The organism is Sporosarcina sp. G11-34, assembly GCF_026931025.1.
This window is the reverse complement of sequence record NZ_JAHNZW010000005.1, coordinates 55,465-78,791: the sequence shown is the minus strand read 5'-3', so window position 1 is coordinate 78,791 and position 23,327 is coordinate 55,465. Positions and strand designations below refer to the sequence as shown.

Sequence of the window (23,327 nt, the reverse complement as noted above, 5' to 3'; positions counted from 1 at the left end):
GCTTCTTTTTATTTATCGGCTATTAGAGAATAGATTTTTATTTAGGGATTATTCTTGCTACTTTTCTTTAGAGCGCAATGGGTTTATTCGAATGTGGTGGATAGATTCAATATCTTGTGCTACAGTTAATTTATTAATGAATAAATATGCTAGATAAGGATGAATCATATGAAAATATTAGCAATAGACATTGGTGGAACATCTATTAAGATGTGTTTGTCTGATGAAAAAGGGAATACTACTGAGTTTAAGGAAATCGATTCTGAGGCGCAGAAGGGTGGTCCACACCTCGTTGATAATCTTATGAAGGTTATTGCAGAAACTTATTCTGGATTTGATGCAATTGGCATTAGTACTGCAAGCCAAGTAAATAGTGAAGAGGGATTCATCATTTATGCGAATGAAAACTTTCCGAATTATACGGGTATGAAAATCCAAGCTATTTTTGAAGAGAAGTTTGGTGTTCCGGTTAAAATTGAAAATGATGTAAATGCGGCTGCGTTGGGTGAAAGAAATTTTGGTGCTGGCCGTGAATACAATGACTTCTTATGCTTAACATACGGTACGGGCATAGGTGGCGCAATTGTTATTAATTCGACAGTTTATAAAGGGCTTAATGGGATTGCTGGGGAATTTGGCCATCTAGTATTACATCCAGGTGGCAAGAAGTGTAACTGTGGTAGTATAGGGTGCTATGAAATGTATGGATCAACAACTGCTCTAGTGAAAAGTGCGATGGAGCATAACAGTACTTACATTAATGGGCGCAAAATATTTGAAGGCCTTGATCAAGGCGATGATAAATTAGAAGAAATACTTACTGATTGGGTGCTTGAAGTCGCTTATGGTTTAGTATCTTTAATTCATATCTTTAATCCACCAGCGATTATTATAGGTGGCGGCGTGATGGAGCAAGAAAAGTTAATGGCAATGGTAAGAGACAAGGTGAAAGAATTAATTATTGAAAGCTTTTCCGAAGTGGAAATAATAAAAGCCTCTCTCGGAAATAAAGCGGGATTACTAGGCGCAGTATCTTTGCACTTAACTAAATAAGTATAGAGCGACTTTCCTACAAAAAGAGAGAGGTCAGATTAGCTGATTGCCTCTCTTTTTGATTTGACTTTTAAATAGTAAATCAGCATGAAAAGGGGAACACCAGATATGAAAAACGAATCGGGATTATTGGGTGGCTTGTACGAGATTACGGAGTGGATTATGAAGTTTGCTGTGGTTAATCTATTATGGATTCTGTTCAATCTACCAATCATCTTTATGACAATAAATTTATTCTTTATGGAACAGATCGAAGAGATTTTGTTTTTAATGATTCCAATCATTATTTTAATTCCATTGGTTTTCTTTCCGGCAACGACTGCCATGTTTGCCATGGTGAGGGGATGGATTGTTAAGGATGAGGGAACGGACCAATTTATTAAGCGTTTTTGGCGATACTATAGGGAGAATTATAAAAGAAGTGTATTAAGTGGTCTAATATTAACTTCTGCTTGGGTCGTTTTAGCAGTGGATATTTATTATTTCATAGATAAAAATATACTGATGTTGTTTCTATTTATTATCATGGGAATTATCTTATTTGTATTTACTGTGAATCATTTTTCGATAACTGTTCATTATCATATGAAGCTAAAGGAATCATTTAAAAATGCTTTCTTACTTACGTTAGGAAGCCCGTTGTTATTTGCCGCAGTGGCAATTAGTAGCGGTGCAGTCTTGTACGTTAGCTTTAATATTTTCAGGTATTTAATACCGTTTTTAACGGGCTCTCTTATAGCTTATTTATCATTCTCTGCTTTTTATAGAAGCTATCTGAAAACGAATGATAAAATAGAAGAGTAGGGTACTGTTGATAAATTAGAATATTCTCCTTCCAAAAAAAACTAGGTAGAATACCATTACCTAGTTTTTTGGTACCTATTCCAACCTTGTGGTATGAGTTATATTAACTGTTTATAAAACAAAAACAAAAAAGATGTTGCACTATTCAAAACGCCATGTTAATCTATAGATGTAGAAACAATGCAAGCGGTTTCATGAATAACAGAAGAAGGGTTATTATGACTCTTCTTTCATTTATATCAAATCATGCAACCGGTTTCACTAATTAAAAAAGAAAAGGGGCGTTTTATATGGGAAATAAGAAAATGTTTTTTAAACTAGTATCTGTAATGCTAGTTTCAGTTATTGCACTGATGGGGTGCTCTTCATCAGATGATGGAGGCAAAGATGCTGCCAAGGGAGATCAGGTAACAGTTGATATCTTTCAATTTAAAGTAGAGATTAAAGATCAATTTGAAGATTTAGTTAAAGTTTATGAAAAAGAAAATCCAGACGTAAAAATTAATGTTAAAACAGTTGGCGGAGGAAACGATTATGGTGCATCGTTAAAAACGACATTCTCTTCTGGTGAAGAACCTGCAATCTTTAACGTAGGTGGTCCATCGGCTGTAGAAGAGTACAGGGAATATTTAGCTGATGTATCTGATACAGCAGCAGCGAAGGTTGCACTTGAAGGAACTTTAAATACAGTTACAGATGGCGATAAAGTTTTGGGATTACCATTTAATCAAGAAGGTTATGGATTGATTTACAATAAGCGAGTTTTCGAAGAAGCTGGTGTTAATCCAGACGATATTATAACTTATGAGGATTTAGAAAAAGCAGTAGAAACAATAGACAAACAAAAAGAAGAACTAGGTCTTGACGCAGTATTTGCACTTGCAGCTAAAGAAAAATGGGTTATTGGTAATCATTTAGCCAACATTTTCTTTGCTCCAGAATTTAATAATGATACTTTGGAAGCTTATAATGCAAAGTCAATCGCTTTTGAAAAAAGTGACGAATTGAAAAGACATCTTGACTTGGAAAGTAAGTACTCTGCCCAGCCTATACTGAGCCTGGATTATTCTCAGCAAGTTGAGCAATTATTTTCTCTAGAAAAAGTTGCAATAATTCAACAAGGTAACTGGATATATAACTCTGTCTATGATATGGATCCAGAATTGGCTGAAGAAGGAATTGGTATTTTACCAATCCCAGTAGAAGGTTTTGAAGGAAGTATTCCGGCAGGTGTTCCGATGTATTGGGCGGTAAATAGCGAAAAAGATGAAAAAGTTGTACAAGCAAGTAAGGATTTCCTAGATTGGATGTACACATCTGAAACAGGTAAAACTGCAGTGCTAGAAGACTTTAAATTTGTCCCAGCATATGAAGGCTATGATACTTCAAAAATATCAGATCCTCTTTCAGAAACAATTTATGAGTATGCTTCTGAAGGGAATACGATAGCTGGATGGGTATTCCAAGGTGCTCCTACTGGATGGAGTGAACAAGTTCTCGGCGCTGCTATGCAAAAGTATTTAAGCGGAGAAGTTACTTGGGAAGTAATGATTAGCGAAGCACAAGAGAAATGGGAAGCAGAAAGAAAATAATTTAAACTGAATAAACAAGGCGGCTACCAATCAGGGTTGAGAGACTGCCTGATTGGAGCTTTGCTTTATAGAGATAACTAGTGGAGGTGTTTTAATGCGTAATCGTGATTTGTCATTTTGGCTGTTTTTAGCACCAGTCATTTTAAGTTTAGCAATTGTTGTTATCGTTCCGTTCATTTATGGTTTTATTTATTCCTTTACGAATTGGAATGGTTTGGCAGCAACTGAATTCCTAGGTTTTAAAAACTATATCACTTTATTTAAAGATGCAGAGTTTAGGGCGTCTGTCTGGTTTACGACCAAATTTGCGGTTACATCCGTAATACTCTTAAACTTTTTAGGTCTAGGTCTCGCTTTACTTGTAACGCGTAATATTAAATCGAATAGCTTTTTACGAACGGTATTCTTCATGCCGAACTTAATCGGTGGACTTATTTTAGGATTCATTTGGCAGTTTATTTTTATAAGTGTTTTCGGAAACTTAGGAGATTTATTAGGAATTGAGGCTTTAACAGGTTGGTTATCTACGACAGCAACAGGATTCTGGGGACTTGTCATTTTAACATCTTGGCAAATGGCTGGTTACATAATGATCATTTATATTGCGTACTTGGAAAACATACCAAAAGATTTACTTGAAGCAGCCGAAATTGATGGCGCGTCTGGTTTTCAACGTTTTCGTAGTATCATTTTCCCGTTAGTAGCCCCGGCATTTACAATTAGTATGTTCTTAACATTGTCTAGCTCATTTCAAATTTATGACCAAAACTTATCCTTAACTGATGGTGGGCCTTATAATTCAACACAAATGGTCGCGATGAGTATTGTTAAAACAGCATTTACTGAGAATAAAATGGCTCTCGCGCAATCACAAGCAGTTATTTTCTTCCTTATCGTTGGTGCAGTAGCGATAACACAAGTTTATTATAATAAGAAACGGGAGGTTGACATGTAATGAAGCATAGTAAACGTAATCTATTTATCATTGAAATTTTTGGACTCTTACTTGCTTTATTATGGCTCTCACCCTTCTACTTGATGATTGTCAATGCATTTAAAACAAAAAAGGAAATATTTTCAGGTGTACTTGGTTTACCTAAAGAGTTTACAACTGATAACTTTGTTCAAGCTTTCATAGATTTAGAATTTTTTAAATCGTTATTTAACTCATTATTAATAACAGTCGTGGCAGTAACAATTATTATCATCTTTTCATCGATGGCGGGGTATGCACTAGCGCGAAACAAGAGTAAACTTAGCGGTATTATCTTGTTGGTATTCGTTGGAGCTATGTTAATTCCGTTTCAATCGGTTATGATTCCGCTCGTTTCAATTTTTGGGAAAGCGGATATGCTGAATAAAACAGGTCTGATTTTCATGTATTTAGGATTTGGTTCAAGCTTATCGATCTTTTTATATCACGGTGCAATGACCGGCATATCGAATTCGATGGACGAGGCTGCATATATTGATGGCGCGAATAAATTCCAAGTGTTTTGGCATATTATTCTACCATTATTAAAGCCGATTTCTGTTACAGTGGGCATATTAAATGTCATTTGGATTTGGAATGACTACCTACTTCCATCACTCATATTGTCAGACTCAAGTGCAACAATTCCATTGAAAATGTTCCTCTTCTTTGGTCAATATACAAAGCAATGGCATCTAGCGTTGGCAGGGTTAACAATTGCCATCATTCCAGTTATTATCGGTTACTTCTTTGCGCAAAAGCAAATTATTGAAGGAGTATCTGAAGGGGCTGTCAAATAATCATCTAAGAGGTGTAAGTCATGTCAGTAACGATAAAAGATGTCGCAATGCGGGCAAATGTAGCCCCATCGACGGTATCGCGTGTCATTTCGGATAGTCCTTTAATAAGTGAGAAAACGAAGGTTAAAGTCCGAAAAGTTATGGATGAAATGGGTTACCATTTGAACTACAATGCACAGATGCTTGCCCTTCAATCAACAAAGACAATAGGTATTGTGATGAAAAATTCTACAAAAGAGTCGATGCATACTTCTTTTTTTCCTGAAGTAATTGGCGGAATTAGTGCCTTATGCAGTAAGTATGATTTCAGCATTAGTCTCACAACCGGTGAATCCGAAGAAGAGATATTTAATGATACTGTAAAGATGGTCCGTGGAAAAAGAGTGGACGGCATGATTGTCTTATACTCAAAAAAAGATGATAAAGTGGTACCTTATTTAATTGAGTCTGGAATTCCTTTTGTTGTGATAGGGAAACCGGTAATTGAATCTAGTAAGATTATGTTTGTAGATAATGATAATGTTCAAGCCGCAAAAAAAGCGACAGATTATTTAATAAATCTAGGACATGAACATATTTCGTTTATTGGAGAAGATGAGCAGTTTGAGGTTGGAGAAGCAAGAGTAAACGGTTTTAGCCAAGCTATGAGAGAAAATAATATTGACGTTCCTGGTGACTATATTCGGCATATGGAATTTGATCTTGACCAAGGAAAAAAAGTTATCGGCGAACTAATGGAGCTCGCTAAACCACCAACAGCATTTGTTATCCAAAATGATTTAAATGCATTAATTGTATTGACTGCCCTAAGTGAAATGAATATTAAAGTGCCCGATGACGTAAGTATAATTAGCTTTAATAATTCAATGATATCCAAAGTTTCCAATCCACCGTTGACGACTATTGATACACAGATATATCAATTGGGTTATGAAGCAGCGAGCTGTCTAATTGAGCAGGTAAAAGATCCTGCAATATTTAAAAAGAGCGTGATAATCCCAACGATTATATTGGAACGGAAATCGTGTTCGACTCCAAAAAATTAGATAGATGAGTTTTTTTTAGGGGTAGTGCAAACGCTTGCGTTAATTAGTGCAACAGAAACTATTAAAGGATGATGAAAATGAATATAGTCGTATGGAATGAAAATCGTCATGAAAAGAAAAATCCCGTAGTTTCAGAAATATATCCAAATGGGATACATGGAGCAATCGCGGAATTCTTAAAAGAGGATGCTGCAAACGTACAAACCGCGACACTTGATGAGCCTGAGCACGGATTAACGGATGAAGTTTTAAATAACGCGGACGTACTTGTTTGGTGGGGACATCTTGCGCATGATGAAGTAGATGATAAGATTGTTCAAAAGGTGAAGCAACGCGTGTTAGACGGTATGGGATTGATTGTCTTGCACTCCGCTCACTTTTCAAAAATATTCAAAACGCTAATGGGTACATCTTGCGACCTTAAATGGCGTGAAGCAGATGAAAAAGAACGATTATGGGTAGTTGATCCGAGTCATCCAATTACGGAAGGTATCGGGGAATATATTGAACTTGAAAAAGAAGAAATGTACGGCGAGCATTTTGATATTCCAGCACCTGATGAGCTGGTCTTTGTGAGTTGGTTTGAAGGCGGAGAAGTGTTCAGAAGCGGAGCCACATTTAAACGTGGGCAAGGGAAGATATTCTATTTCCGTCCAGGACATGAAACGTATCCTACATACCACAATAAAGATATCCAAAAGGTAATTCGTAATGCGGTCAAATGGGCTAAAAATACGAATACACCAACACCAATTTACGGGAATGCTAAACCATTAGAGAAAATTGCTAATCATAACGAATAACTATAAATAGAGGAGTGACGTTTGTGGAAAAGTTACGTGTTGCAGTTATTGGATGTGGAAGCATCGCCAAATATAGACATCTGGGTGAGTATCAAAATAATCCGGCGGTAGAAATTGTAGCGGTTTGTGACATCATTGAAGTTAGAGCCGAAGAGATGGCTGTTCAATATGAAGCAAAAGCCTATACAAGTTATGAGGAATTACTTAAATCGGAAAAGGTAGATGCAGTAAGCGTTTGTTTACCAAACTACTTGCATGCACCAGTTTCTATTGCGGCACTCAATGCCGGTTGTCATGTACTTTGCGAAAAACCAATGGCGACTTCTAGAGAAGAAGCAGAAGCGATGATTGAAGCTGCAAAAACGAATGATAAAAAGTTAATGATTGCGCACAATCAACGTTTTGTCTCATCCCATTCAAAAGCGCGTGATTTAATCGAAAATGGTGACTTGGGTAAAATATATAGCTTCAGAACGGCATTCGGACATGGTGGACCTGAACAATGGAGTGTGGATGGTAAGGACAGTTGGTTCTTTAAGAAGGACCAGGCGTTTATAGGAGCCATGGGTGATCTTGGTGTCCATAAAGCAGATTTACTTCGATTTTTACTTGGCGAAGAATTCGTTGAAGTGGCTGGGTTTATTGAGACGAATGCTAAAGAGGGTACAGATGTCGATGATAATGCGGTATGTATTCTGAAGTCTGAAAGTGGCATTATCGGTACGCTTGCGGCTAGTTGGGCTTACACAGCAGGTGAAGATAATTCTACAGTTATCTACGGTGAAAAAGGTATTTTACGTTTGGAAGATGATCCGAAATACTCGTTGATTATTCAATATAAAAACGGGGAAGTTGTCAATTATGAATTAGGCGGTATTCAGTCAAATGCTGAAGGTGGTCAGACAACGACGCATACGATTAATCATTTTGTAGACTCGATTGTTAATGATACTGAGCCGTTAACTAATGGTGAAGAGGGCATGAAGTCGTTGGAAGTAATTCTAGCTGCTTTGGAATCGATGGAAACGAAACAGTTTAGTCAAATTAAGAAGTAAGTGTTTATTGGGTTGAATTAACGGTGCTTACTAAATGGGGAAAAGGATATACCGTTGATTTCCGTTCCGAGCGGACAGTGCGGAAAGTTACAGTTCAATCTTTCCCTGACGCTTTCCGCGGGCTTGGCTTCAGCCGCTTCCCTCGCTACGCTCAGTCCAGGGTCTTCAGCTCAAGCTATTCCCGCTGGAGTCGCCGCTCTGCACTACAATCACCTAGTGTAGTATTCATTAATTCTAAGTATAGAGATAGATAATCATAGGAGGTTACATTCATGAAACTCGGTGTATTTGCTGTATTATTTGCACAAAAGCCATTTGAAGAAATGCTCGACTATGTCCAAGCTGCTGGTCTTCAAGCAATCGAAATCGGGACGGGTGGAAATCCGGGGGATGCTCATTGTAATGTCGATGAGTTACTGGCAAGTGAAGACAAGCGTAAGGAATACTTAGATAAAATACATTCACGTGGTTTAACGATTAGCGCATTTAGCTGTCATGACAACCCGGTATCGCCAAATAAACAAGTTGCACAAAATGCGCATGAAACTTTTGTTAAATCGGTTAAACTTGCGCAGTTAATGGGTGTACCTGTTGTCAACACGTTCTCTGGAACGCCTGGATCTCATGAGGGCTCGAAACATTCAAACTGGCCAATCTCACCTTGGCCGACAGAGTATTCCGACATTTATAACTGGCAATGGGAAGAAAAACTCATTCCGTACTGGAAAGAACAAGGGAAATTTGCGGAAGATCACGGTGTGAAAATTGGGATTGAACTGCACGGTGGCTTCTCAGTGCACACGCCCTATACGCTGTTGAAATTGAGAAACGCAACGTCAAAAGCTATCGGTGCGAACTTGGATCCAAGTCATCTTTGGTGGCAAGGAATTGATCCAGTTGCGGCGATTAAGATCTTGGGTAAAGAAAATGCGATTCACCATTTCCACGCAAAAGATACTTTCATTGACCAAGATAATGTGAATATGCACGGTTTAACAGATATGCAACCTTATGGGGATGTACAATCGCGTGCATGGACATTCAGGTCCGTTGGGTGTGGACATAGTATCCAAGAGTGGTCAGATATGATGAGTGCGCTCAGAACTTATGGCTATGATTATGTTGTGAGTATTGAACATGAAGATCCGTTGATGTCAGTTGATGAAGGATTTTCACGTGCAGTAACGAACTTGAAATCCGTTTTAATTAAGGATGAACCTGCGGATATGTGGTGGGTTTAAAGTATAAAAGTGGTTGTGGCATATGAATTTAGAACTCATATGTCACAACTTTTTTCGTGTTTTTATTAGATGAAATATAATCAAACAGAAGTGAGTGATTTCTATGAATGTAGTACGTGTTGGAATAATTGGAGCAGGTGCAATCGCTAGAGATGTACATATACCGGGTTATTTAAAAAAGGGAAATAAGGTTGAAATCGTTGCAGTCGCAGATGTTGCGCTAGAGCGAGCAGAGGAGGTTGCGAAGACGTTTGCGATTCCACATGCATTTGGTTCTTATCAAGAGATGCTTAAAGAGGTGGAATTAGATGCGGTGAGTGTTTGCGTGCCTAATAAGTTCCATGCGGAAGCAACGATAGCTGCACTCAAAGCGGGTTGCCATGTATTGTGTGAAAAGCCGCCCGCGATGACAGTAGAAGAAGCTGAATCGATGGTGAAAGCTGCCAACGACTCGGGGAAATTCCTAACTTATGGATTCCATTACCGCTTTACACCAGAGGTAGAAATCGCCAAAACATTTATAGACGCAGATGAGCTGGGCGAAATTTATTCGGCCCGTGTTCATGCGATTCGTAGAAGGGGGATTCCAGGTTGGGGTGTATTTACCAACAAGGAATTACAAGGCGGGGGGCCTCTAATCGATATAGGCGTTCATATGTTAGATACCGCTTTATATTTGATGGGCTATCCAGAACCAGAAGTGGTGCTTGGTAAAACGCATCAAAAGATAGGCACTAAAAAAGGCGTGGGATTACTTGGTGATTGGGATTACGAGAATTATACAGTCGAAGACATGGCGGTTGGAATGGTGACCTTTAAAAACGGTGCGACATTAACACTAGAGTCTGCATTCGCCGCAAACGTTGAGAAAGACGAAACGATGCAAGTAGCTCTAATGGGGGATAAAGGCGGAGCAGATATTTTCCCTTTGAAAATATTTCAAGAGAAACATAACACATTAGTGGATATCACGCCGGTCTATGCGCCTAAAATAGATGGACATCAACATGAAATTAGTCAATTTGTAGAAAGCTGTTTGAGTGGGAAACCACCGCTAAGCACACCTGAACAAGGACTCATCATTCAAAAGATTATTAACGCGATTTATGAATCTGCTGAAACAGGAAAAGCGATAGAATTTTGATAGGTATATTCCAAAGTGGACCCCTTGTTGTATTAACATACGATAAGGGGTTCACCTTTTTTTTCTATATTTTATCGTGAACCACTGGATATTTTCGAGGAAGTTGATGGTTCCCAACAAGGTGGTCTACAGTGATGAACGACTTAGTGTTTCTGTATTCACCCGGAGATATATCCAGGTAAGAACGAAAGACTTTTCCGAAATAGTTCCCATTCGAAAAACCTACTTTAAATGCAATTTCATCTATCGATAGGGTTTTATTCTTCAATAAATCAATGGACTTATTAATCCTAATGTTCGTTAGGTATTGTATTGGTGTTAAATTAATATATTTATTAAATAAACGGCTAAAGTGATATTTAGAGAGCTCAGAGGCAGCTACAATATCGTCTAAAGTGATGTGGTTGTGATAATTAATATCAATAAATGCCACCGCATTGGAAATGGCTACTGGCCATTCCTTACCTGTTTGAATATCCAATATATGGCGATTTAATTCCATTAAAAAAGAATAAGCATAAGAGGAAGCCTCATATCCATCGTTCATTTTATTACGTGTAACTTTTCCTAGAACTTCAAGGATGATTGAAATTGGTGCGGAATACAAGTCTAAACTAAAGATATGACCAACTTCGTTTACGATGTTTTCATAGAGTTTGAGCGCCTCCTCGCCAAACAAAGTTATATGTATAAACTCCCATTCCGAACTGTCTGAAGGCAAATAATAACGATGATCACTAGGTACTTTGATAAAGAAAGCATTACTAGTTTCAAGTCGATATATATGATTCTTAATACTGATTTCACCTACACCTTTTAGGGTGTATTGGAAGATAATTATATCCGTTTCACTTCTATTTAAACCATTCCAGTCATACGAATAATCTAACTGTTTTTCCCATCCCAGAGAGTGGATTCCTGCAATACGTTTCTGATGAAGTTCTTTAAATCGAAATCCAAAAGTACCATGTTGTAATGAATGAAAATTTAATAGCAATATTTTACCCTTCTTTCTGGTTTTATTCCTATTGTATTACTTAATTATCTGTTCTATGATGATTAAGATAGTAAACTGACAAGAATGAAAGATTAAAAATTTCGAACGGAATAAAAATAGATTCATCTAAAATTACTTTTATTCTCGGAATAACTAATGAAATTAGGAGGCTTATAGATGTCTAAAATTACATTTTTGGGTGCGGGTAGTTCGATTTTTGCAAAAAACGTTCTTGGTGATTGTATGAGGGTTGAGGCCCTACAAGATTTTGAGATTGCTTTATTTGATATTGATCATGAAAGACTAAAAGACTCAGAGCAAATGCTGAACAATATCAAAAAGAACCTTGAATCTACCGTAACTATTGTATCTTATACAGATAGAAAAGAAGCATTAAGAGATGCGAAATATGTTATCAATGCAATTCAAGTTGGTGGATATGATCCAAGCACAATTATAGACTTTGAAATACCTAAAAAGTACGGCCTTCGCCAAACAATCGCAGATACAGTTGGTATTGGCGGTATATTCCGAAGTCTTAGGACGATACCTGTCATGATGGATTTTGCTAAGGATATGCAAGAGGTATGCCCAAATGCATGGTTTTTAAACTATACGAATCCTATGGCTGCGCTAACGGGAACAATGCTAAGATACACTGGCATTAAAACAGTTGGGTTGTGCCATAGTGTACAAGGGTGCGCAGAAGACCTTCTAAAATCTTTGGATATGACAACAGATAATATTCAATGGGAAATAGCAGGTATTAACCATGTGGCTTGGTTACTTGAAATTACCGGAAATGGTGAAGATTTATATCCTGAAATAAAAAGAAGAGCGCTTGAGAAACAAAAAGAAAAACATAGTGATATGGTTCGTTTTGAGTTAATGTTACGTTTTGGTTATTATGTGACAGAGTCCTCTGAGCATAATGCTGAATACCATCCATACTTTATTAAGAGTCGATACCCAGAATTAATCAATCGTTTTAATATACCGTTGGATGAATATCCAAGGCGTTGTATCAGTCAAATTGAAGAATGGAAAAAAATGCGTACAGATTTAATCAACGACGAAAATCTGACCCACGAACGAACGAATGAGTATGGTTCATATATCATTGAAGCCATGGAAACCAACCAACCAATTAAAATTGGTGGAAACGTACTGAACACGGGTGGCTTAATTAGTAATCTTCCAGAAAATGCATGCGTTGAGGTCCCGTGTCTTGTAGATGCTAGTGGAATTACACCTACATATGTAGGTGAATTACCAGAACAGTTAGCTGCTATTAATCGGACAAATATTAATACACAGTTACTAACTATTCAGGCCGCGATGACAGGCAAAAAGGAGCATATTTATCATGCGGCTATGCTAGATCCACATACTTCAGCCGAACTATCAATCGATGATATTATAGCTATGTGTGATGAGCTAATTGAAGCACATGGGGATATGTTACCTAAGTATTATTGATAGTAGCAAGGCCTATTAGTAACTAAGGGTATCTAAAAGTTAATACCCAAATAAATATAACCCTAGTTGCGGAGGCTTAAGATAAAGTCTTCGCTACTAGGGTGTTTTTGTATCAAATATATTAGGATTGAAGGTTAAGCCATTTTACTTCATCTTCTGTTAAGATGATTTCAGCAGCTTCCCTACACGATAGCATCTCGGTATGATTTTGTGGTCCGATAATTGCTGCTGTTGGAAATGATTGATTTAAGACATATGCTAGGCTAATTTGAATGGTTTCAACGTTTTTATCCTTTGCTAATTGTTCTGCTCTTCGGTAACGCTCCCAGTTTTCATCATTGTAGAATACGCGAACTAAATCTTCATTAGATCGATCTTCAGGAGTGAAACGGCCCGTGAAGAAGCCCCGGGCTTGTGAAGACCAAGAGAGAATAGGAAGATTTGATTTCTCGTGCCAGGTTAAAATAGATTCGTCGACGGACACACAATCCGGCCAATAAGGTGACTGTGCTTTAGCCAAACTTAAGTTTGGGCTACTAAAGGAAAAGCCGATTAATCCGTGCTTTTCTGCATATTCATTTGCTTCTTGAAGTCGCTCTGCTGACCAATTTGAACCCCCAAAAGTGCCGATTTTACCAGCTTCAACATGTTCATTTAAGATTTCTAGAATTTCACCTACATGTACAGTAGGATCATCACGGTGAAGTGCATAAAGCTCAACATAATCTGTTCGAAGTCTGTCCAAGCTGATTTTTAGTTCTTCACCGATTGCTTTTTTATTGATTTGTGGGCCATCCTGATTTGGATGACCTCCTTTTGTTAGCAACATTATATCGTCTCGACGCTTGTTTTCCTCCATCCATATACCAATAGCTTGCTCACTTTGACCACCTGCATAAACATATGCAGTGTCGAGGATATTCCCGCCAATGTTAATATAGTTTTCTAGTACTTCAGTGACTGTATCTATAATTTCAGGCTTGAAGTAATCAGTCCCCATTACAAGTCCAGTAATCGGTTTTTCTAAATCACCAATTTTAATATTTCTCATTTTTATTCCCCCGTCTTTTATCTTAATAGTATTCTTTCTTGTTTTTCTGCGGAAGTAAGGGCCCCTTTTACCGCTCTGATGTTGTGAAGGATATCACTAGCTGGGAATTTAATAGGCTTTCCGTCAAGTACAGCTTCTGCAAAATTGTCAGCCTGTAAAGCATAAGAATTAATGTTTTCATCAAGAACTTTTTCTGTGTTTCCGTCTTTAATGATTTCATATGATTGGTCACCGAGAAAGGCTGCTTTCATCACAATTCTTCCCTTAGTGCCTAGAATTTCGAGTTCATTTCGAAACTCAGCCCACATACCACAATCAAATGTTAAGGCGACACCATTAGAAAACTCCATTATTCCGGAAGCCATCATATCGACATCACCATGTTCCGGAGAGAAGAAGGCATGTGCAGTTACTGCTGTAGGCTCTTCGTCTAATAAGAATCTAGCAGCACTAATTGGGTAACAGCCTACATCGTAAATCGAACCGCCACCCCATTCTTTTGTAAAACGGATGTTGCCGGTATTTTCGGCGCCATTAAAGGTGAAAACCCCATGAATACTACGTATATCGCCAATCTCCCCGTCACTGATTAATTTTTTAATATCTTCATATCTTTTTTGATGACGATACATATAAGCTTCCGCCAAAATAACACCAGCATTTTCACATGCTAAAATCATTTCTTCAGCTTCATTTTCATCCAAAGCAATTGGCTTTTCACATAGAATATGTTTCCCCGCCTTAGCAGCCTTTAGTGTCCACTCTTTATGTAAGTGATTTGGAAGAGGAATATATACTGCGTCGATTGTAGGATCATCTAGTAATTCTTCGTAACTACCATATGCTTTTGGTATCACTAATTCATTAGCATAGGCTTGAGCATTTTCCAATGATCGACTTGCAACCGCTTCCACTGTATTCCTATTTGACTCTTGAATCCCCGGTATTACTGAACGTTTCCCAATACTAGCAGTACTCATAATACCCCAACGTACTTTCTTTTCTGACATTATTTAACGCCTCCTTAGATTAAAAACAGTATAACATTAGTTTTTTAGAAAGAAAGAGTGAATTTACGGAGCATTAATTAATTAATTAATTAATTGTGTGTTGAATGTTAATTTAGGAATCACTTTATTTTTTAAAAAATAGGTTGACCTAGTACTTTTACGATGTTATGGTTCACAACAGAAAAAGTTTATTGGTTGTGAATAATGAGATAATTACTAGGGAGAGTGGTTATGATTCATCCCAATATATTTCTTTCTGTACCTCAATCAATAATATTCGAATGAACAGCGCTTATTATATTGACATACCAATTGGCAGCGCAATCACTAATGAATTATTTTAATAAAATTTTATTAAATAGGATAAAAAGTGAAATCATATTTACGTGGCGGGAACGATATGCCAATACAAAGTAGAAAGGTATTAAGCTTCGCGTGTAGCCTGGCTTTGGGTGCATTGTTAGTAGATATTGTACAACCCTACATTATAATAAAGGAGTAGTTGATATGATATTGGAAGTTATAGCAACAAGTTTAGAAGATGCAGTTGTTGCGGAACAAGCTGGTGCTAGTCGGCTAGAACTTTGTGCAGCTTTATCCAAGGATGGGTTAACACCTAGTTTGGGATTGATAGAGGCGGTTGTTGAAGGGGTTAATATTCCAGTGAATGTAATTGTTCGGCCGCATAATAGAGGTTTTCATTATACCGAAAGTGATTTGGCTGTTATGTTGGCAGATATTCATCATATTAAGTGCGCTGGCGCTGCTGGTATTGTCATTGGTGCATTAACAAAAGATAATAAAGTCGATACAAGGGCTATTACTATTCTATTAAAGAAAGCAGGGGATTTGGATGTTACTTTCCACCGTGCTTTTGACTTTGTAGATAATCAGTCGGAGGCATTGGATACAATTGCTGGATTCCCACAAATCAATAGAATATTGACTTCTGGAGGCCAAGCACCTGCTCCTGAATCTGCTGAACAACTAAAAAAATTAGTTAAGCAGTGCAAAGATAAGACTGTCCAAATATTGGCTGGCAATGGAGTAACGCCAGAATCGCTATCCACATTGGTTGAATTAACTGGAATAAAAGAAGTCCATCTAGGGTCTGGAATCCGTATTAACCGAAGCTTTATGCATCCTATCGATGCTGAAATTATTGCAACAGTAAAAAATAAACTAAAGCAATTGGGGAGATAAAATGAATGAATTAGAGGAATTAAACATAGAGAAAAAGCTGCGATATGTTGTAGGGGTAGATCTTGGTGGGACAAAAATAGCGACAGCTTTACATGACCATAAAGGAAAGGTACTACACCGTGTAGAATATCAAACAACTAAACTGAAAAATGCCGAGGAGGTAATCAACTGTTTAGTGGACTCAGTGAAAGAGGTCCGTGGAGACTATCCAATACTCGGCGTTGGCGTTGCCTCACCGGGTGCTGTAGACACAGAACGAGGAATTATTTTGAACGGTACGAATTTGCCCGGCTGGTCTAACATTCCACTTCAGCAGGTAATGGAGTCTAAATTAGAACTCCCTGTTCAAGTTGTGAATGATGCCAATGCAGCAGCTTGGGGAGAATACTATGCAGGAGCTGGAAGAAGATCCAAGACAATGGTTTATGTCACGATTAGTACTGGTATCGGTTCTGGTATTGTTTTAGATGGTAAATTAGTGATCGGTAGCAACGGCTTTGCCGGAGAACTTGGGCATACGTCAATAGGACAAGATGGTCCACAGTGCAGTTGTGGACAGATAGGGTGTTGGGAAGCGTATGCATCTGGGACATCTATGGCACGTTTTGCAGCGGAGGCAGCAGAAGAGAATGCCACGTTAATGACAGAACTTGCTGAAATGGATGGTACTTCGATTGGGGCAAAACATCTGTTTGAAGCCGCAGCACTTTTTGACAAGGTTGCGTGCGAGGTTGTTGATGAGGTAACTGATTATGTCGCATTAGGATTGAAGAATATTGTGCATACATTTAACCCTGATTGTATTGTTATTGGTGGGGGTGTTAGTTCAGCAGGCGATGATTTATTCACCCCAGTGTTTGAGAAAACAAGGAAATTGGTTATGAAGCCCTATCGAGACACATTCCGTATCGTACCAGCATTATTAGGTAAAGACGTAGGCGTAATTGGTGCCGCGACTTTATGCTTCGCTTGAATATGGAAATTGAAAATAAGTAAGGGCTTATTGGTTAAACTACAGTATTATTATTTGGAGGCTACTAAAATGAATCGTAAAACTAAATCATTAAGTGAGTTAAACCAAAATGGGATTTCAGGTATTATTGAATTAAGTAATGAAGAGAATATAGCTGCATGGCAGCGTCTGCAATATGGAATGTTTATACACTGGGGATTGTACTCTGAAATTGGTGGTGTCTGGAATGAAAAACCAGTTAAAAAAGGTTACAGTGAACAGATTCAAATGTGGGCTAATATTTCGAAAGAAGAATATATGAAAGTTGCTAAAAACTTTACAGCCGAGAAATTTAATCCAGTGGAAATTTGTACATTGGCTAAGGAAGCAGGCATGGAGTATATCGTGATAACGAGCAAGCATCATGATGGATTTACTATGTTTGACACAGCTACTACAGATTATGGCATTATTCAGCGCACACCATATGGCAAGGATCCTTTAAAGTTATTAGCAAACGAATGTCATCGTCAAGGATTGAAGTTTGGTGTTTACTTTTCATTAATAGATTGGAATGAAGGACACGATTTTGATGAAAATAATAATAACCCAATACCAGAGAGTATGGAGGTAATGATTGCAGCACAACTTCGAGAGCTAATGACGAACTATGGTCCAATTGCTGAAGTCTGGTTTGATATGTCTTGTCCTACGCAAGCCCAAAGTGTTAAGTTTGCTGAAATTATTCACGAGCTTCAGCCAAAGGCAATTGTAAGTGGTCGGGTTTGGAACAATAATGGAGATTTTCGTACGTTAGCTGATAATCAAGTGCCTTCAAATACTTTAGATGGTGCGTGGCAAACACCGGCATCTATTTACCATGCAACTTGGGGATACCGAAGTTGGCAGGACCGCAGTGATATCTCTGGAAAGGTTCGCGATCTTGTTAAAGGCTTAACAAGCGTCCGTGCGCGTGGTGGAAATTACTTACTAAATATTGGACCTCGTGGAGATGGATCAATGGTCGAATTTGAGTCAGATGTTTTACGAGAAATGGGGAAATGGTTAGATAGGCATCCTGGGGCAATTCTTGGGGCTTCTGGTACTAAATTCGGTGGTCAATCATGGGGGGAAGTAACTGTAAACGATAAAAGTATATTTTTGAATATTCTAAAATGGCCAGTTGGTAAAGAATTGACTTTACCGGGATTGGTGACAGGTGTACAAAAAGTGATAGAGGACGGTGCTTCTGACGAACTTGATTGGCGTATGGAGGGGAATAATCTTATTGTCACTTTACCTGACATTCCGTTGGACACAGTTTTACCGGTTATTCGGGTCGAGCTATCAGGGGAACTAAGGTTGATACCTGAACGTACAATTGTTGTGAATGAGAATAATACGTGGACGATTCAATCCCAAGATATTTACCGTGGTCGTAGTTATTCTGATAAAGGTAATTATAGCAGTCTTATAGAAACTACAGTTAAAAAAACTGCATACCTCTCTACTAAGGAAGGTGGAACAGTTTTATTAAGAATACAGGGTGAAGTTTCGAATCAAGATACGCTTTACAAAGTTGAATTTGGTACCGAGTTTCAAGTAGTGACTGGTCGTCAGTTAATAGAAACAGAGGTAGGACCAATTATTGTTCTAGCTAATGAAATTGTTCCGCTTACAATCACGTTAGTCGAGCCTAAACATGCGAATGAAGACATTGGTTTAGCGATTAATACAGCGTTCGTAAAACTAAAAAAAGAAGTGCTAGCATAACAGTAGAACCAGGATTACCAGTTTAATGCCTTTACAGTTATAACTGTTATTTTTCAAATTGCATTTGCGTTTTTAATTACGACCAGCGATCCATTGTTGGAAGAGTAATCAAGTGATCTTTCAGCTTTTTAAATAATGACGTATCATTTGCTGTTTGTTATTTTTGGTGCTTGACTAGGCTACTTATAAGTTAATTCATCTTAGACTTTATCATTTCACTGGCATGAAGAGTTTTTTGATTACTTTTATAGCGAGATAATTGAGTATTCAAATATCTCCAAACTAAAAATAGATTATCTTTAATAATTACGTTGACACTTTGGATACTTCATGCAAGAATGAATATATAGATAATTGAGATTCTAGGTTAGTAAATTAATTAACCTGTCTATTCTTTGTAAAAATGTAATCGAATTCATTAAAAAGAATCGCGGTAGACAATCTTTATCTGTTCCTACTATCAGATAGGCAGTATATTCATTCAACTTTTATTTAAAGGTGAAGATGCAAGTCTATTTTACTATAGTAAGGGATTGTCAAAAAAGAGTATAGTAAATAAGCAGAACATGTCGGTAGGCTCTTATTAAAATTAAAAAGGAGGTTTCAAATTTAAATGAAAACGATTACAAATGTGGACAAGAGGCAGTCTAAGAGAGAATTGAAAGTATTGAAACAGATGAACAGGAAGTCTAAGCGTCGTCAGGCACTTCAATCTTGGCAGTTATATGTATTTATTTTACCGGCGTTTCTTTACTTTCTTATTTTCCATTACGTGCCAATGTACGGAATCCAAATCGCATTTAAGGATTTCACACCTTCGGTGGGAATTTGGGGAAGCCCTTGGGTAGGTTTAGAGCACTTTAAAGCATTCTTTGATTCTTACTATTTCTGGGACCTACTTAAAAACACAATGGGAATCAGTATTTACTCATTAGTTGTAGGTTTTCCGCTACCAATCCTATTAGCATTATCACTAAACGAAGCAAAAGATGGATTGTATAAACGTGGTATTCAAACAATTACATATGCTCCACACTTTATATCAGTCGTTGTTATGGCAGGGATTATTATTACATTTTTGTCACCAACAACAGGTATCGTCAATGAGTTTTTGGGTTTAATTGGGATTGAGCCAATTGCATTTATGGAAGATCCAAAATGGTTCAAGACAGTCTTCGTCTTCTCAGGAGTCTGGCAAAGCGCAGGGTGGGGTACAATCATTTACTTAGCTGCATTGGCAGGTGTTGATCCTCAGCAACATGAGGCGGCAATCGTTGACGGAGCAACAAGATTAGAACGGATTTGGCATATTAATATTCCGGCAATTTTCCCGACAATGGTTATACTACTAATATTAAACACAGGTAGCTTACTTGCAGTTGGATTTGAAAAAGTTCTTCTGCTACAAAATCCATTGAACATGGAGTCGTCAGAGATTATATCTACTTTTGTCTATAGAGCTGGGTTATTAGATGGGGAATATAGTTTTTCGACTGCAGTTGGGCTGTTCAATGCAATTATCAATGCGATTTTATTAATCGTAGTAAACTATATTGCGAGGAAAACGAATGAAACTAGTCTTTGGTGAAAAGGAGGACAATTAGAATGAATACGGCTATTAAAGAAACAACCCCTGACAAGATATTTAAAGTTTTTAACTACTCACTACTTACAGTGGCTATGATTGCGGTTCTATATCCATTAATTTTCATTATTAGTGCTTCGATAAGTGATCCAGCGGCAGTCAACTCAGGAAAAATGTGGCTTTATCCCATCGATATTACTTTTGAAGGGTATCAACGAGTCTTTAATGACCCGAAAATTTGGGTTGGCTATCGGAACACTATTTACTATACGGCACTAGGCACATTTATTAACTTATTCGTAACATTACCGGCCGCTTTTGCACTATCAAGAAGAGATTTTATAGGGCGCAACTTTTTCATGACAATGTTCGTAGTTACGATGTTCCTTAGTGGTGGATTAATTCCGAGTTATCTACTAGTAAAAAACTTGGGGCTTATGAACTCAGTTTGGGCACTAGTAATACCTAATGCTGCAGCGATTTGGCACATTATTGTATGTCGCACATTCTTCCAATCTACTATTCCAGAAGACTTGGAGGATGCGGCTAAAATTGATGGTGCCTCAATATTTTATTTCTTTGCTAAAGTTGTCTTACCATTATCAACACCGATTATTGCGGTTATGGCTTTATTTTACGGCGTGGATCACTGGAACTCTTACTTTAACGCTATGATTTATATATCGGATATAAGTAAATATCCATTGCAATTAGTTTTACGTGAAATTCTCGTATTACAAGAGATGTCCACAAGTGTGAATAATTTAGATGGTGCAGCACTTCAGAACCAAGCTAATATTGCGGCAATTATGAAATACGCAGTTATGTTAGTTGCCACATTACCCTTGATTATTGTATATCCATTCATGCAACGCTTCTTTGTTCAAGGCGTTATGATTGGTTCAGTAAAAGGTTAAATAAAAGACATAAAGAGAAAGTGTGAAAACAAAGGAAAGGGGGTGATAAGAGGTAGGGGTGAAAGCTGTTCTTTTGGTTTTAATAACTTTGAAAAATAGAGGGAGTGTATCAAATTGAAAAATCTTAAATTTTTAGCTATATTCGTTTTACTGATTGGCTTATTAACGGCTTGTAATTCGGATAAAGAAAAGAAAGAAGAGGTCTCTGTCGAGCCAGACGATAACTTCAATGCTGAAGGTTACCCAATTGTAGATGAAAAAATTACAATCTCGATGTTTGGTACAAAAGTAGGGGATACGGATTGGAAAGACATGGAGTTTTTCAAAGCTATGGAAGAAAAAACGAATATTAACTTTGAATTTAGAACTCCCAATTTAGATAGTCTCGCTACACAGAAAAACCTAATGTTCGCCAGTGGTGACTATAGCGAAATTCTATTTGCTGCTGATTTATCCAATGAAGAGCAAATTAAAAATGGCGGTCAAGGAACATTAATTCCATTAGAAGATTTAATTGAAAAGTATGCACCAAATCTTACAAAATTATTTGAAGAAAATCCAGAAGTTAAAAAATCAATTACGGCAAGAGATGGTCATATTTATGCTTTACCACAAGTTGCACAGGGTGAAAACTGGTACCGTGGTCCACTATGGTATAACGCAGCATTTTTAGATGCACTTGATGTAACTGAACTACCCGAAACAACTGATGAAATGTACGAATTATTAAAACGTTTTAGAGATGAGGATCCAAATGGCAACGGTAAAGCAGATGAAATTCCGCTTACTGCCAATGGGATGGATGATGTTAGACAATTCTTCATGGGAGCATTCGGTGTACTTGATAGTTCTACCGGTGCTTACGTAGTTGATGGAAAGGTTCAACATAGCCGAAACCAACCAGGTTACAAAGCGTACTTGGAATACATGAAGATGTTATATGATGAAAAACTTTTCGACTCAGAAAGTTTCTCACAAACAGATGAGCAGAAAAAAGGTAAAGGTGGAGAAAATCGGGTTGGATTATTTGCCGATTGGTTCCCGTTCTTTACATTAGGAACGCCTGAAAATGGAACTGAAAACCCAATGATGAAACCTATTAAGAGCGATTTAGTCGATGAGCCAACGATTCCAATGGGATCAGGTATCACGCCGGGGACATTCGCAATTACAGATAAAAATAAATACCCAGCAGCAAGTATTCGTTGGATTGATTTCTTCTATTCAGAAGAAGGTTATGCGGTACTCAACATGGGACCAGAGGGTAACTTCTGGGATTGGACAAATGATGAAAAAACAATTAGAACGCAAAATGACACACCAGCTGAATTCACTTCTGCTGAAGATTGGCGCGGATCACTTACGCCAGATTATGGAATTGCAACGCCGAAATTATCATTCGATTTGGATTTTGATAAAGAAAACTTGTTCTCTGATTGGATAAGAAAAGAAACAGAAGAGAAAATTCATCCTGTAGGACATGTACCGCTACCACTCTTGTTCTTGACAGATGAAGAGCAGAAAGAAATTAATAGAATTAGAACTGACATCGATCCTTATGTAGAACAAATGGAAGCGAAGTTTATCGCGGGACAAGAGCCAATGGAAAACTGGGATAAATATTTAGAAACGCTTGAAAAAATGAAAGTTGATAGACTAGTTGAACTATACGATGCAGCTTATCAAGACTATAGCTCAAACTAATTATTAAAATCAGTTCAATTATGCTTTGGCACTTAGGGTTGTCTTAGGTGGGAAGACTGACAGTAATGAACTATCAGTCTTCCTACTACCACTACTTGAAATAGGTCTTTATGAAATACTTGTAAACTAAACAATTTGGTTGTTG

At 37.6% G+C, this 23,327-nt stretch carries 20 protein-coding genes; 17 read left to right on the top strand and 3 right to left on the bottom strand.

Features of this window, described 5'->3' with window-relative positions:
• Positions 1 to 168: 168 nt before the first annotated feature.
• The 10 genes from KSU66_RS08470 (at position 169) to KSU66_RS08425 (ending at position 10,511) form a co-directional block, all read left to right on the top strand.
• Positions 169 to 1,053: an ROK family protein gene (locus KSU66_RS08470; RefSeq protein ID WP_269051009.1), complete on the top strand. Its 885-nt coding sequence runs from the start codon at positions 169 to 171 to the stop codon at positions 1,051 to 1,053.
• Positions 1,054 to 1,161: 108 nt separating this feature from the next.
• Complete coding sequence (locus KSU66_RS08465) at positions 1,162 to 1,857, top strand: YesL family protein (protein ID WP_269051008.1); 696 nt, start codon at positions 1,162 to 1,164, stop codon at positions 1,855 to 1,857.
• A 290-nt stretch (positions 1,858 to 2,147) separates the two neighbouring features.
• A complete protein-coding gene (locus KSU66_RS08460; RefSeq protein WP_269051007.1) occupies positions 2,148 to 3,449 on the top strand; it encodes an ABC transporter substrate-binding protein in 1,302 nt (433 codons plus the stop codon).
• Between the two features lie 94 nt (positions 3,450 to 3,543).
• Positions 3,544 to 4,404, top strand: a complete 861-nt coding sequence (locus KSU66_RS08455; protein ID WP_269051006.1) for a carbohydrate ABC transporter permease — start codon at positions 3,544 to 3,546, stop codon at positions 4,402 to 4,404.
• Positions 4,404 to 5,222 (top strand): carbohydrate ABC transporter permease, encoded by an 819-nt coding sequence (locus tag KSU66_RS08450; RefSeq protein ID WP_269051005.1) that lies wholly within the window; start codon positions 4,404 to 4,406, stop codon positions 5,220 to 5,222. The genes KSU66_RS08455 and KSU66_RS08450 overlap by 1 nt, the downstream gene beginning before the upstream one ends.
• 20 nt (positions 5,223 to 5,242) lie before the next feature.
• Positions 5,243 to 6,268, top strand: a complete 1,026-nt coding sequence (locus tag KSU66_RS08445; protein ID WP_269051004.1) for a LacI family DNA-binding transcriptional regulator — start codon at positions 5,243 to 5,245, stop codon at positions 6,266 to 6,268.
• Positions 6,269 to 6,345: 77 nt separating this feature from the next.
• Entirely contained in the window at positions 6,346 to 7,071 is a 726-nt protein-coding gene (locus tag KSU66_RS08440; RefSeq protein WP_269051003.1) for a ThuA domain-containing protein, read from the top strand.
• 23 nt (positions 7,072 to 7,094) lie between these two features.
• The gene (locus KSU66_RS08435; protein ID WP_269051002.1) at positions 7,095 to 8,126 is read left to right on the top strand and encodes a Gfo/Idh/MocA family protein; all 1,032 of its coding nucleotides are present in this window, start codon (positions 7,095 to 7,097) and stop codon (positions 8,124 to 8,126) included.
• 272 nt (positions 8,127 to 8,398) lie between these two features.
• Positions 8,399 to 9,367, top strand: a complete 969-nt coding sequence (locus KSU66_RS08430) for a sugar phosphate isomerase/epimerase family protein (protein WP_269051001.1) — start codon at positions 8,399 to 8,401, stop codon at positions 9,365 to 9,367.
• A 103-nt stretch (positions 9,368 to 9,470) separates the two neighbouring features.
• Positions 9,471 to 10,511 (top strand): Gfo/Idh/MocA family protein, encoded by a 1,041-nt coding sequence (locus KSU66_RS08425; protein ID WP_269051000.1) that lies wholly within the window; start codon positions 9,471 to 9,473, stop codon positions 10,509 to 10,511.
• 64 nt (positions 10,512 to 10,575) lie between these two features.
• Here KSU66_RS08425 and KSU66_RS08420 read toward each other — a convergent pair whose 3' ends face one another.
• The gene (locus KSU66_RS08420) at positions 10,576 to 11,508 is read right to left on the bottom strand and encodes a helix-turn-helix transcriptional regulator (protein WP_269050999.1); all 933 of its coding nucleotides are present in this window, start codon (positions 11,506 to 11,508) and stop codon (positions 10,576 to 10,578) included.
• Positions 11,509 to 11,685: 177 nt separating this feature from the next.
• Here KSU66_RS08420 and KSU66_RS08415 point away from each other — a divergent pair, with 177 nt between their 5' ends.
• Positions 11,686 to 12,987 carry an alpha-glucosidase/alpha-galactosidase gene (locus KSU66_RS08415; protein ID WP_269050998.1) on the top strand — a complete coding sequence of 434 codons (1,302 nt, stop codon included), beginning with the start codon at positions 11,686 to 11,688 and terminating at the stop codon, positions 12,985 to 12,987.
• A 121-nt stretch (positions 12,988 to 13,108) separates the two neighbouring features.
• Here KSU66_RS08415 and KSU66_RS08410 read toward each other — a convergent pair whose 3' ends face one another.
• On the bottom strand, positions 13,109 to 14,038 hold the full coding sequence (locus tag KSU66_RS08410; protein WP_269050997.1) for an aldo/keto reductase: 930 nt from the start codon (positions 14,036 to 14,038) through the stop codon (positions 13,109 to 13,111).
• A 17-nt stretch (positions 14,039 to 14,055) separates the two neighbouring features.
• Positions 14,056 to 15,048, bottom strand: a complete 993-nt coding sequence (locus KSU66_RS08405; protein ID WP_269050996.1) for a Gfo/Idh/MocA family protein — start codon at positions 15,046 to 15,048, stop codon at positions 14,056 to 14,058.
• 507 nt (positions 15,049 to 15,555) lie between these two features.
• On the opposite strand from KSU66_RS08405, the gene KSU66_RS08400 reads away from it, so the two are divergent.
• The 6 genes from KSU66_RS08400 to KSU66_RS08375 all read left to right on the top strand — a co-directional run bounded on the left by KSU66_RS08400 (position 15,556) and on the right by KSU66_RS08375 (position 23,182).
• Positions 15,556 to 16,251 carry a copper homeostasis protein CutC gene (locus KSU66_RS08400; protein WP_269050995.1) on the top strand — a complete coding sequence of 232 codons (696 nt, stop codon included), beginning with the start codon at positions 15,556 to 15,558 and terminating at the stop codon, positions 16,249 to 16,251.
• 1 nt (position 16,252) lies between these two features.
• Positions 16,253 to 17,224 carry an ROK family protein gene (locus tag KSU66_RS08395; protein WP_269050994.1) on the top strand — a complete coding sequence of 324 codons (972 nt, stop codon included), beginning with the start codon at positions 16,253 to 16,255 and terminating at the stop codon, positions 17,222 to 17,224.
• Positions 17,225 to 17,293: 69 nt separating this feature from the next.
• The gene (locus KSU66_RS08390) at positions 17,294 to 18,976 is read left to right on the top strand and encodes an alpha-L-fucosidase (protein WP_269050993.1); all 1,683 of its coding nucleotides are present in this window, start codon (positions 17,294 to 17,296) and stop codon (positions 18,974 to 18,976) included.
• Positions 18,977 to 19,652: 676 nt separating this feature from the next.
• Positions 19,653 to 20,564, top strand: coding sequence for an ABC transporter permease (locus KSU66_RS08385; protein WP_269051218.1), 912 nt, complete (start codon positions 19,653 to 19,655; stop codon positions 20,562 to 20,564).
• A gap of 17 nt (positions 20,565 to 20,581) precedes the next feature.
• Positions 20,582 to 21,478, top strand: coding sequence for a carbohydrate ABC transporter permease (locus KSU66_RS08380; protein WP_269050992.1), 897 nt, complete (start codon positions 20,582 to 20,584; stop codon positions 21,476 to 21,478).
• Between the two features lie 114 nt (positions 21,479 to 21,592).
• Positions 21,593 to 23,182, top strand: coding sequence for an extracellular solute-binding protein (locus KSU66_RS08375; RefSeq protein WP_269050991.1), 1,590 nt, complete (start codon positions 21,593 to 21,595; stop codon positions 23,180 to 23,182).
• The last annotated feature ends 145 nt before the right edge of the window (positions 23,183 to 23,327 follow it).